Raw genomic sequence first — 12,049 nt, forward strand, 5'->3', positions numbered from 1 at the left:
CAAACGGTTGCATAAATATAGGTGCGCTATTCTTTATTGTCAAGTATTTTTAAAGAAAGTTTTGATAATAAGGGTTTTCTGGTGCAGAAAGCGGGTCGGAATTAGTTCCTGATTTCGGTCGATTGCCTTTCTATAAGCGCAGGTTCCAATATAATATGGTCAATCTGTTTGTAAGGATTTTCCTGTTGGATCATTTTCAGGAAAAGCTGGGCGCACTCGTGGCCCATTTGGTTGGCATGTTGGTCTATGGTTGATAGCGTAGGCGTGATGTAGGCCGAAAAAGCCTCGTTGGCAAAGCCAATCACCCCGATTTTCGGTGGGGTTTCGTTAATTTCGATCAGCTTCTTGATGACCCCGAGGGCGGTAAAATCGTCGCCAGCAATAATGGCATCGGGTTTTTGATGGTTACGCATCAACTTGCCCGCTCCAAATCTGCCGTCTTTGATGGATAAGCCTCCCAAAATGATATGCTCTTCGATCAGTGGCAACTGGTTGTCTTTTAAAGCCGCTTTGTAGCCGTTTAAACGATCATTGAATATTTTTACCCGATGGCTGGTCGTTACAAAGGCGATGGTTTTGTAGCCCCGGTCTATCAGGTGCTGGGTAGCCAGGTAGCCTGCCCTAAAGTCGTTGAGCGTTACGGTGGGTACTTTCAACTCGTCGTGCACCCGGTCGAACAGAATAAGGGGCTTGTGCTGGGCAATGACTTCGGCGAAATGCGACACATCTTCGGTTTCGAGCGACATAGAGGCGATAATGCCATCAACCTGCGCCTCCAATAAGGTTTTAACGCCATTGATTTCGTTTTCAACCGACTCGTTCGATTGATAGAGGATTACCCGATAGCCCATACCTTTCAAGCCTTCTTCAATGCTGTGGATAACAGAGGCGAAAAAATGGGCCTGCACGCTGGGTACAATGACCCCAATGATGTGGGTTTTGCCCGACTTTAAAGCAGAAGCTAGCCGGTTGGGACTATAATTGAGGCGTTTGGCAGTGGCAATCACTGCATTGCGGGTAGTCTCGCTAATTGCCGGAAAACCACTAAGTGCCCTCGATACGGTAGATACCGTAATGTTAAGCGCTTTGGCAATGTCGTATATGGTGGTTTTCTTTTTCAACAAGTTAAAGTAAAGTAAAATCCACGAAACTTTTTAGCAATCCAGTTAAAAAAATAAAGACCCCTTTCGTCTTCTTGTACACGCTGCGCCGGGTTTATGCAATCGATTGTATTTTTCTGTTTGTGCAAGATCTTGTGCGAAAACAAGTGATGTTCGTCAATTTGTGCTAAATTGGATGAAAATCTATCTCTATGAATACCAAACTTAATCTAAAAGGCATCAGCTGTATGCTGGCCTGCTTTCTATTCGGCTTTTTTGCCAATCCGCTTTGGGCGCAAAAACAAAACAGGCCCAATATTGTGATCATTATTTCAGACGACCATGCCTTGTCTACCATTGGCGCTTATGGCGCAAAATATGGGGCAAGTCCTCATATCGATCAATTGGCTAAACAAGGGGTAACTTTCACCAATGCCTTTGTCAACAATTCGCTGTGTGCACCAAGCCGAGCAACCTTGCTTACCGGTAAATACAGCCATGTAAATGGGTTGCGCGATAACCGAGACCAGTTTGATGCGGCACAAGATGTTTTTCCGAGACGCTTGCAGCAAGCGGGTTTTCAAACGGCATGGATAGGCAAGTGGCATCTGAAGAACTATCCGCAAGGTTTTGATTATTGGAGCATTTTGCCGGATCAAGGTCAATATTATAACCCAGATTTGATCGGCATGCAGGGAGATACGGTTAGGAAAGAAGGTTATTGTACGGACATCATTACCAACCTGACGGTTGATTGGCTCGACAAGCGCGATAAGACCAAGCCTTTTTGCGTCATTATTGGCCAAAAGGCGCCACACCGGCCGTGGATGCCTGATGCGAGGGATTTGAGGCGTTTTGAGCAGGTTAAATTTGCCTTGCCTCCAAATTTCTACGACGATTATCAAGACCGTATCGCCGCGCAAACCCAAGACATGAGCATAGCCAAAACCATGCAGCTGGGTTATGACCTGAAGATGAAAAATGATCCCGCAGATCCTAAAAGCGCCATGAATGCTACCAAACGGATGAACGCCGTGCAACAAAGAGCGTGGAATGCATATTATGACTCGGTGCAAAACGACATGGTTAAACAACAGCTGAGCGGAAAGGCCCTGATCGAATGGAAGTACCAGCGCTACATGAAAGACTATTTGGCCACTACGGTTTCGCTGGATCGAAATATTGGCGAGATTATGGACTACCTGGACAAAAACAAACTGTCTGAAAATACCATTGTGGTGTATACTTCCGATCAAGGCTTTTACATGGGCGAGCACGGCTGGTTCGACAAGCGCTTTATGTATGAAGAATCGATGCATGCCCCTTTTATCATGCGTTACCCGAAAGTGGTGAAACCCCATTCGAAAGTATCGCAATTGGTGTCGAATGTAGATTTTGCGCCTACTTTCCTAGATTTGGCGGGGGTGTCTGTTCCGAAGGAAATCCAGGGCAAATCATTTGTGCAGGTATTGAAAAACGGCAAAGAGAAAATCAGGGAGTCGGTGTATTACCATTACTACGAATTTCCGGCCGAGCATAGCGTGCGTAAACATTTCGGAATCCGTACCGATCGTTATAAGCTGATCAGGTTTTATGGACAACAGGATTTTTGGGAGTTTTACGACCTGAAAACAGATCCGCACGAAATGAAGAACCTGTACAATGACAAGTCGAAACAAGCATTGATTGCCACCTTAAAAGCAAAACTGCTGGCTTTGACCATCGAAAACAAAGACCAATTGGCCGAGGGGATCTTGAAAAAAGAAAATTAGTCTCCCAAGCTGTCAATTCTTTTGATCAGTTCCATGCAGGCGCGTCCGTTGTGGTAGGGACACTTCCAAAAACCGGCCTTGTCTTCGCCCAGCATCACGCTGTAATCGCTGCGGAGGCCCCAAAACCATTCGCCGTTTTTTTGGTCTTTCAGGTGTTTTTTTACAAAATCCCATATTTGCAGGGTGTGGCGCAAAAAGTGCTCGTGCCCGCTGATTTGCCAGGCATTAAAAAAACCGACCATGGCTTCGGCTTGTGGCCACCAATGTAGCTCTTTGACCCAGTGTTTATGGGCGGGATCGTATTCGTACCAGAGGGCTCCATTTTCATCAAGTCCTTTTAAACTGGCGTTGGCCATTTGCAAGGCCAGTTGTCTGTAATGAACGATGGTCGTTTCGTTTTTTAAGGCATGCGCGGCTTCTTCGAGCAGCCAGGAGGCTTCAATGTCATGCCCGAAAGAAATCGGGGTCGATTTTACTTTCCAGTCGTTGTCAAAAAACAGCTGGAGATGAAAGGTATGAGGATGAATAATGTGTTCGCTAAAATTCTGCAGCAGCAACTCGATGGCTTTTTTCAGGATTTCGTTGGGCCAAATGCCGTACAGGTTGGCGTAAGCCTCGATGATGTGCAAATGGGTATTCATGGTCTTCTTTTCGTTCTGGTCTTTGGCGCTTAGCCTTTGGTCGGCGATGTTGGTCCATGCTCTGGTAAATGCTTCAAAATAGCCCAATTGGGTGGGGTCAAAACTGTAGAGCTCGATGAGCCTGAACGTGGCTTTGGCCAAGTCCAAGGCTTTTGGATTTGCCGTGGCCTTGTAATATTCGGCGAGCGCATAAATGGCAAAGGCCTGCCCATAGATTTGCTTTTTGCCGTCGAGTAGCTGGCCTTTGGCATCGACCGACCAATAAAAACCGCCATCAACCTCATCTGTAAAATGCTGTACCAGGTAATCAAATGCACGATGGGCGAGTTCCAAATGGACCGCTTTTTTTTGAAGCAGATAGGCTGAAGAAAAGGTGTAAAGTATTCTGGCATTAAGCACAAGGCCTTTGGGCGCCTCGGCATTGACTTGGTTCTGATTATCGATTTGCCCATAAAAACCACCATTTTCTTGGTCTACCGTATACTTGGCCCACCAGGTGAGCAAATCTTCCAGTTCGGCATTCATTTCCGATTTAAACTGATGCAATGTGGCGGTATTCATGTATTAATAGGTGGCTTTTCCGTTTAAATTGGCTATAGTTTGAGTGCCGTGCAGGCTTTGATTTGCTTCAATGATGTCGATAATTGTGCGTACAGAAGTGGCCGAACGCAAGCCATCGGCAGGGTTGTTCATCACGTAATCGGTAAGCTGTTGTATCGTGCTGGTGGCTACATGCATGCGAGTATCTGAAGAAGCGTAGTAAATATACACCGTTCCGTCTTCATCGGCAATCCAGCCATTGCTAAAGGCTACGTTCGATACATCGCCCACGCGCTCATTACCTTCCGGAGCCAAAAAGTAGCCGGCAGGCTTGTGCGTAACCTTGGTCAAGTCGTTCAGGTCGGTCATGAACATATAAAGTACATAGCGTAGTCCAGCGGCGGTATTTCTTACGCCATGCGCCAAATGTAACCAACCTTGCGGCGTTTTGATCGGTGCTGGTCCCAAGCCGTTTTTGGCTTCGTAAACCGTGTGGTAAATTTTTCTGTCGATTACAGTTTCTTCCTCAATGATGGCGTTTTCGATATTGGCCGCCAAACCAAAGCCAATGCCGCCACCGTTGCCGGCCTCTACAAAGCCATCCTGCGGCCGGGTGTAAAAAGCATATTTGCCATTCACAAATTCTGGATGCAGCACGACGTTTCTTTGCTGTGGCGACGGCGTTTTCAAATCGGCCAGTCTTTCCCACTTTACCAGATCCTTGCTCCGGGCGATGCCACATTGGGCGATGGCCGCCGATTGATCGCCTGCTGGAGCCGACTGATCTCTGCGCTCGGTGCAAAAAAGGCCGTAAATCCAACCGTCTTCGTGTTCAACCAGCCTGATGTCGTACACATTGGTGTCGGGCTCGTCGGTTTCCGGCATTATTACCGGGTAATCCCAAAAGCGGAAATGGTCTATTCCGTTAGGGCTTTCGGCAATGGCGAAAAACGATTTGCGGTCGGTTCCCTCCACACGGGCCATCAAGATATATCTGCCTTGCCATTTCATGGCGCCGGCATTGAGCACGGCGTTGATGCCAAATCTTTCGATCAGGTAGGGATTGCTTAGCGGATTGAGGTCGTATTTCCAGTTGAAAGGAACGTGCGCGGCGGTAAGTACCGGATGCTGATAGCGGTTAAAAATGCCATTTGCCGTTTCCAGTTTAACATTAGGAGTATTGATCAGTACTTCTTGATCGTGGGCTAATTTTGCAATGCGTTGTTCGAAATTTGTATTCATGGTATGTGTTAGTCTTCTAGTTTGTTCCACCAGGTTCTTTTTAAAATGAAAATAATAACCACCAGCACGGCAATGGTGAAGCCCAGGGGCTGGTACATGCCGGTAATGAGGTACATCGGAAATATGGTAAGGCATAATTGGGCAACAATGCCCAGCGCTACGTTAAACATGTCAAGTCCGAAGTTTTTGTTGGCCTTGAAATTGGGGTCTTGGGCAGCTACCAACTGGTGTATGGGTTGCCAAAAGCCCCAGGGCCTTACGGTTCTGTAAAATGATTGGAGTACTTGCGTGTCTGTTGCAGGGGCGGTGTAGGTACCAATTAGGCAACCGATCAGCGAAAGTACAAACAGCAACGGCCACCAGTATAACGGCAATCCGGTGGTTACATAAGGCATCAGCAAGGCGGCGCCAACGCCAACGGCCATACCCCAGAAAAAACCATTGGCATTAAAACGCCACCAGTACCATTTGAGGCAGTTGGCGGCTACGTAGCCACCGTACAGGCCGCCTACAATCCATTGCAGAATATCATTGACGTTATGGGCCAAAAAGCCAAAAAATACGCCTACTACCACCACCGCAATGCCAACCATATAGTTCATCGACATGATTTTTTTGGTGCTGGCCTGCGGGTTAAGGTATTTCAGGTAAATATCGTTTACAATGTAGGCCTGTGCAGCATTGAGTGTGCCACTAAAAGTACCCATAAAAGCACCGAGCAAGCCGGTAAGTACCAGGCCCAAAACGCCAACCGGCAAGAAGTTGTTGATGGTAGCCGGCAAGATGCGTTCAAAATCGGTAACGCCATCGGGGCCTTTCAGGTAAAGCTGGTTGTAGTAAAGCAGGGCCAGCACGGTTAAGCCGGTAATCATAGAGTAGCGAATGGGCAAAAGTACAATGCTCACAAAACCGGTCATTTTGCTGGCTTCCTTGGGGCTGCGCGTACTCAGTACTTTTTGCATGTCGTAGTTGGGAGCCGGGCCAGCCAGCGAAGCGAAAATGCCCTTCATGAGCATCATCATAAAGAAAATGCCAAACAGACTGAAGCCATCGTCGGCTATTTTTTTGTTGGCCTCAGCGGCGATCTTGCTCCAGTCGAGGTTTAAATGCCAGCCAAAGAAGGGGTTGTTCCAGCCTTTGGGTACGTTGAGCGATTGATGCTGCAAATGCTGTACGGCAATAACGCCAATAGCAATGCAGGCCAAGGTCATGATCAAATATTTAATGGCATCGCCCAGCACAATGCTATGCATGCCTCCCAAAATTGAATAGAACATGGCAAAGAGCGTAAAAACGATACCATAGAAATGGGGTACATATTTGTCGGCTACCTGAAAAGGCACATAGTCCTTAATCAAATCCCAAGGCACAAAAACCTGTACAAACTTGCCCAAGCCCACAAATCCATAGGCCAAAAAGCCCAGACAGCTGATCAGCGCAAAGGCGATAACCACGATATGCGAACTTTTGACGCCCTTGCCTTGCAGGCCGAAGCGGGTTTTGAGCCATTCGGCACCGGTTGTTGCGTTCGATCTCCGGAGCCATTTTGACAGGAACATCATCATAAACACTTGGTTAAAAACCGGCCATAACCAAGGAATCCAGATACTTTTGAAGCCGTAAACGAAACAAAGAGCTACCATCCACATGGTGCCGCTAATGTCGAACATGTCGCTGGCATCGCTGAGACCCAACATGTACCAAGGCAGTTTTTTGCCACCCATTAGATAGCTTTCCTTGTCTTGCTTGGCTTTGTTTTTCATGTAAAAGCCAATGAGGATCATGGTAGCCAGATAGGCGAGGAGAATAAGAATGTCGAGGAGATGGAGTTTCATTTTTTGGCTTGGTATATTTTTAGGGTGCTCAATTTTTTCTCGAACAAAATTTTAGGGTTCTGGTAAAATCTTTGAAAGTCGTTGGCCGATGCCTGGCCAGGGTAAGGTGCGTAGTAGTGCATTTTTTTCATGCTGGGCGAATAGCCGGCGTTGCGCCAAACCAATACATAAGCCACCGGAAAATCTTTGATAACGGGCCATAAAGTTTGGGTCCACCAGTTGGTGTCGGGTATGGCCTCGTAACCCGTTTCGGCAAAGGCCATGGGTTTGTGCTTGGCCTTTGCTATTTGGGTGAGCAGCGTCATTTCGTGCCGAACGGCCTTGATGAAGTCTTTTTGAGGCTGGGTGTCGAATTGATAATGGTCAAAGCTGAGCAGGTCTACCACGTCGTCGCCAGGATAACGTTCCAGGTAAGCCGTCTCGGTAGTAAAATCGTTGGTGTTGTAAACCACGATAAGGTTATGCAATTGCTTTTCGGCTCTTAAATAGTTGATGGTAAAGCGCCAGGCTGCCTTGAGTTGTGCAGGGGTTGACGTTTTGCTGCCCCACCAAAACCAATCGCCAGTGAGTTCGTGGAATGGCCTGAACAGGATAGGGATGGCTTCGCCTTTGGGACCTTGGAGACTGTGCATGAAGCGGGCTGCTTTATCGAGCCACGATTTGTAAAGCTCGTGTTTGGCGCCTCCCGGCAAGATAGAGGCCACTGCATTTTGGGTAGTATCCCAAGATGAACCACCGCTTAACGGATTGTTGAAATGCCAGCTTAGGGTAATGATGCCCCCACGTTGATAGCCTTCTTTAATGTATTTCCGCATCTTTTCGAATGGCACACCATCAATGTTATTGGCCGAATCGAGTTCAATGCGGGCCATGTCCCAGCCGTATACTGCAGGATAATCGTTTACAACGGCTTTGATATCGCTTTTGCCGTTAACGTATTTCCAGTTTACGCCGTAGGCCAAGTCATCCTGATGGCCAAACAAGGTATGTTTTTGGCTGAGCCGATAGAGGTTTTTATACAGTATTTGGGTAGTTGCCGTGGCTCGCGCATCGCTCAGTTGCTGGGCTTTTGCCCACCACGAAAGCAGGCAAAGGGCAAGGGTAGCTAAATAGGATCGGTGTATCTTCATGTAAGGGGCATTTATTTGGGGGAGAGTACTTCTTTGATGGGTTTTCCTATTTCGTGGCCATTCTCGAATTTGACTCCTAAAAACGAAGCAATGGTTTGGGCAAGTTGGTTTTGGTACAGTTGGCCTTTTTGCTTCACTTCGCCCAGGGGCTTGGTATCGGGGCCCATCACGGCCAAAAATATTTCGTTAGAGTGGGGTACGCTATAATAATGGTGTTGCCAGTTGTCTTCGTAGCCTCGGCCATGGTCTTCGGTAATGATAAAGGTGGTTTGGTCTTTGTAAAACGGATCGCTCTGCATGTAGTTCCATAAATCGGCAATCATGGCATCGTTGTAATTGGCGGCATCTAAATAATAATCGTATTTGCCACTGTGGGCCAAAGCATCGGTTTCGATAAAGCTCAGTTGCAAAACCCTCGGATGGTTCAATTTTACGTATTCCTTGGCCAAAGCATAGGTAATGCCGTCGTGTCGCTCACCACCTCCATAATCTTTGGGCAACCAATGCTGCAGGTCGTTCAGTGCCTTTTGTACCTCGCTTAACTTGTCGCCTTTTACATTGTTGAAACCCGAGTTGATGGGGAAGCCCGAACGTTCAGCGTTCAGGATTTTATAAAAAGCATCCCACGAGGTAAAAGTAGCCACTTTGCCTTTAAACTCGGGTAATTTGTTCAGAAACTCCAGCACATTGATGTTGTGGTTGGCCGGATGCGAATTGGAATTGATCAGCGTATCGGGATAGCCCGTAAATATTTCGTTGTAGCCAGGGTACGAAAACCAATAGCGGTTGGTTACATTAACCATGTTACCGTAGTTGCGGTCACCATAAATCTGTCCATGCTTGGCCAGGTAATTCCAAAAGAAGGGCATGAGTTTTGCCCTTCTTTGGTTGAGGTCTGTGCTCCAGTACTTGCGTACGCGCCAAGCTGAGTCCTGCGAGGTGAATTTCTTGCCAAACAGGTTGCTCGAATCGGCACCATTAAACAAATCCTTCCAGCGGTAGCCATCAAAAGTAATGACCACCACGTTTCGGGTTCGTTGTGCAAAGCTGGTTTGCAAGCCCAGCAATAGGCAAATGGTAACTAAAACTAAACGCATCTGTTTCTTAATAAAAGCCTACGTCGTCGATATAAATCTGCGAGGCTAGGCCACTGAATTCCTGAAAAGTAATATAATCTATGGCAGTAGGGCTGCCGATGTTGATCAAGGGAATTTGGTAGTCTGTCCAGGCGCCTTCGGTTAATACCAGATCGTAAGTGCTCTTTGCCGGGGTTACCGAAATCCTTACTTTTTTGCCGGCAGTGCCCGGACCTCCGTAAATGGAGATTTTCAAAGTGGTATAGCCGGTAGTGCTGAAAGTTGGGATGCACCTGAACCTGGCCGCGCCGAAGCCCACGGTAAATTTATGCCCGATGGCGATGGTGCCACGTCTTACGATAACATTTTGGGTCATGTCGTAAGTGCTGCTGTACGAGGTATTGCTCCAGCCACCACGCAAGGCATCATCAAAAATGATATGCTTAAGGCCAAAGGTTTTGCTGGCGGTAACCGATCCGACAGGCGTGGTTACCACTACTTGTCCGTAAGAAACACCAGTTGGTACTTTGATCTTGATTTCGGTTTGCGTGCTCGAAACTACGGTAGCAGCAACGCCATTGATGGTTACCCCGGTTAAGCCTTTAAAGTAATTGCCTTTAATGGTGACCTGGTCGTCGGGATTGCCAGCCGGCGGATCAAAGCTGGAAATAACCGGTGCGGGTTGCATGATCTTGAAGTTGAGCGTGGCCGAGCCGTATTTGGTGGTTACTGTTATCGGGTTGTTGATCGGGTCGGTTAGGTTAGCCGGAATTTTGACCGTAATGCTGGTTTCGTCGGCATAGGTGAGCGAATCGGCAGCCAAGGTGCCATTGAAATCTACCTTTGAGGTGGTGCTCAGGTTGGTGCCTTTAATGATAATCCACTCGCCATAGCCTACCGAAGCCAGTGGCGTAGTGCGGGCGCTCAGGTTGGTTACCTCACTTAAAGTGGGAGGCGCCGTATTTTCAGACTTGTCTTTTTTGCATGAGCCCACCAATAGCATCAGCACGGCTGTTAGCATGCCAAAACCAAGTGTTAATCGAGTTCTTTTCATCATGTTTTGATTTAAATTTATGACTAAAAACTATTTTACCAGCCGGGATTGTTACCCTTGATGGCCGTATTGGAGTTCAATTCGTTTAATGGCAAAGGCAGGAGGAGGTTTTTCAGCGAACGCACTTTGGAAATGTTGTTCTGCCCCGAACTGATTTTGTTCATCACCTGCAGGTAGATGCCCCAGCGCATCAGGTCGAAACGTCTGATGCCTTCGAGGTTGAACTCGCGGGCGCGCTCGGCCAGCACAAAGCTGCGGAACTGCTCTGGGGTCATGTTGGCCGGTGCATTAGTGGCATTGGCCCTGCCTCTTACGGCATTTAAGGCGTTATAGGCTGCCAAGGTAGCGCCGTTTACCTCGTTTTCGGCTTCGGCATACATCAGCAATACTTCCGAATAACGCAGGAGCGGATAAAACGCATCGCTATTGGCTACGTTAGGGTCGGCAACGCTGCTGTATTTGATCACATAAGCTCTTTCGGCGGTAGTACTGCCGGTGTTGTTGTAGGTAATGCCGTTTACTACTTTGTACTGGGCGGCCTGCCACGATGGGTAGAAAATATAAGTGCCCTGCAAGGTTTGATAGTTGTGGAATACGCCCTCTAACACACGTTTGTCGGCATCTTCATAATCGTTATAGTGGTTGTTGGTGGTCCAAACCGCACCTTGGCCAAAGGTAGATCTGGCCGAAAAATAGGCGCAAAGGTTGTTTACAAAGGCAGTTCCAGCTAGCGACTGCAGTTCCCACATCTGCTCTTTCGAGTTGCGGCCTGCAATGCTCCATAGGTCTTTCCAGCTGGTAGTTAGCGAGTAAAGCCCACTGGTAATCACCTCATTGGCTTTGTCTCTGGCCAAGGTGTAATAAGCTTTGGCATCTAATCCTTCCAATCCCTTCACTACATCTTTGGCATAAGTGTAATAGCCATTGTCGGTGCCACCACGTACGGTTACATTGCCCGTTGAGGCGCCCGAGGCCATGGTGAGGTAGGTTTTGGCTAAAAAGGCCTTGGCTACGCCTTGGTTTACGCGACCAGCTTCGCCAGCTTTGGCATGGCCCAGAGGTAATAACATGCTTTCGGCGGCTTTAAAGTCGCTGATAATAACATCGTAGGTTGCTTTAACCGTGGCACGTGGCACACTGGTTTCCGGGTTTTCGGCCGACAGCGATTTTAAGCGCAAAGGAACGCCTCCATACAGCTGTACCAGTTGAAAATAGGCCCAACCTCTTAAAAAGTAAGCTTCGCCCAAAATCCTGTTTTTAATATCCGGATCGATGTTGGTAATGTTAACCACATTTTCTAAAACCGTGTTGGCGCGGGCAATAATGGCGTAGCAGCCTACCCAAGGCCTGTCCCAGCCAAAATAGGCCTGCGGATTGCCGGCTCCGGTAGTGCCCAGAAACCAATCGGCCCCCGATACATGGTCGTCGTCTAAAATGGTCATGTTCCAGAAAGGCTGCAGGTACAAATCGTAGGTATACAGCTCGTTGTATACCCCGTTGATGGCCGCCTTGGCATCGCTCTCGTTGCGGTAAAAATTTTCCGGCGAGTAGAAGGAATAGGGCTTTTCTTCGAGTGCCTTTTTGCAAGAGCTCATGCTGGCTACCCCCATGAGGCCGGCCAGTGCAATTATATAAGTTGAAATCGCTTTCATAATGCTA

The 12,049-nt window shown here is 47.8% G+C and carries 9 protein-coding genes; 1 reads left to right on the top strand and 8 read right to left on the bottom strand.

The genetic code is table 11. The features are described 5' to 3' along the window. Positions 1-101: 101 nt before the first annotated feature. Complete coding sequence (locus JHD69_RS03780) at positions 102-1,121, bottom strand: LacI family DNA-binding transcriptional regulator (protein WP_199137547.1); 1,020 nt, start codon at positions 1,119-1,121, stop codon at positions 102-104. A gap of 191 nt (positions 1,122-1,312) precedes the next feature. Here JHD69_RS03780 and JHD69_RS03785 point away from each other — a divergent pair, with 191 nt between their 5' ends. Further along, complete coding sequence (locus JHD69_RS03785; protein WP_233165679.1) at positions 1,313-2,872, top strand: sulfatase family protein; 1,560 nt, start codon at positions 1,313-1,315, stop codon at positions 2,870-2,872. Here the strand turns inward: JHD69_RS03785 and JHD69_RS03790 are convergent. Genes JHD69_RS03790 through JHD69_RS03820 form a run of 7 tightly spaced genes read right to left on the bottom strand, consistent with a single transcriptional unit; the run spans position 2,869 to position 12,042 of the window. After that, positions 2,869-4,074 (bottom strand): AGE family epimerase/isomerase, encoded by a 1,206-nt coding sequence (locus JHD69_RS03790; protein ID WP_199137549.1) that lies wholly within the window; start codon positions 4,072-4,074, stop codon positions 2,869-2,871. The genes JHD69_RS03785 and JHD69_RS03790 overlap by 4 nt on opposite strands. 3 nt (positions 4,075-4,077) lie before the next feature. Then, positions 4,078-5,295: a glycoside hydrolase family 130 protein gene (locus JHD69_RS03795; RefSeq protein WP_199137551.1), complete on the bottom strand. Its 1,218-nt coding sequence runs from the start codon at positions 5,293-5,295 to the stop codon at positions 4,078-4,080. A gap of 8 nt (positions 5,296-5,303) precedes the next feature. Then, positions 5,304-7,130 carry a sodium:solute symporter family protein gene (locus JHD69_RS03800; protein WP_199137553.1) on the bottom strand — a complete coding sequence of 609 codons (1,827 nt, stop codon included), beginning with the start codon at positions 7,128-7,130 and terminating at the stop codon, positions 5,304-5,306. Next, on the bottom strand, positions 7,127-8,260 hold the full coding sequence (locus JHD69_RS03805) for a glycoside hydrolase family 26 protein (protein ID WP_199137555.1): 1,134 nt from the start codon (positions 8,258-8,260) through the stop codon (positions 7,127-7,129). Before JHD69_RS03805 ends, JHD69_RS03800 begins: the two co-directional genes overlap by 4 nt. A gap of 11 nt (positions 8,261-8,271) precedes the next feature. Then, complete coding sequence (locus JHD69_RS03810) at positions 8,272-9,357, bottom strand: phosphoglyceromutase (protein WP_199137557.1); 1,086 nt, start codon at positions 9,355-9,357, stop codon at positions 8,272-8,274. Between the two features lie 7 nt (positions 9,358-9,364). Beyond that, complete coding sequence (locus tag JHD69_RS03815; protein WP_199137559.1) at positions 9,365-10,390, bottom strand: IPT/TIG domain-containing protein; 1,026 nt, start codon at positions 10,388-10,390, stop codon at positions 9,365-9,367. Between the two features lie 35 nt (positions 10,391-10,425). Next, positions 10,426-12,042, bottom strand: coding sequence for a RagB/SusD family nutrient uptake outer membrane protein (locus tag JHD69_RS03820; RefSeq protein WP_199137561.1), 1,617 nt, complete (start codon positions 12,040-12,042; stop codon positions 10,426-10,428). Positions 12,043-12,049 lie beyond the last annotated feature (7 nt).

The organism is Pedobacter sp. ASV12, assembly GCF_016429155.1.
GTDB lineage: Bacteria > Bacteroidota > Bacteroidia > Sphingobacteriales > Sphingobacteriaceae > Pedobacter.

Excerpts from the sequence above, each read along its gene's own strand:
- JHD69_RS03785 (WP_233165679.1), top strand. The coding sequence starts at position 1,313 with ATGAATACCAAACTTAATCTAAAAGGCATCAGCTGTATGCTGGCCTGC.
- JHD69_RS03805 (WP_199137555.1), bottom strand. The coding sequence starts at position 8,260 with ATGAAGATACACCGATCCTATTTAGCTACCCTTGCCCTTTGCCTGCTT.
- JHD69_RS03815 (WP_199137559.1), bottom strand. The coding sequence starts at position 10,390 with ATGAAAAGAACTCGATTAACACTTGGTTTTGGCATGCTAACAGCCGTG.
- JHD69_RS03820 (WP_199137561.1), bottom strand. The coding sequence starts at position 12,042 with ATGAAAGCGATTTCAACTTATATAATTGCACTGGCCGGCCTCATGGGG.
- JHD69_RS03800 (WP_199137553.1), bottom strand. The coding sequence starts at position 7,130 with ATGAAACTCCATCTCCTCGACATTCTTATTCTCCTCGCCTATCTGGCT.
- JHD69_RS03790 (WP_199137549.1), bottom strand. The coding sequence starts at position 4,074 with ATGAATACCGCCACATTGCATCAGTTTAAATCGGAAATGAATGCCGAA.
- JHD69_RS03795 (WP_199137551.1), bottom strand. The coding sequence starts at position 5,295 with ATGAATACAAATTTCGAACAACGCATTGCAAAATTAGCCCACGATCAA.
- JHD69_RS03810 (WP_199137557.1), bottom strand. The coding sequence starts at position 9,357 with ATGCGTTTAGTTTTAGTTACCATTTGCCTATTGCTGGGCTTGCAAACC.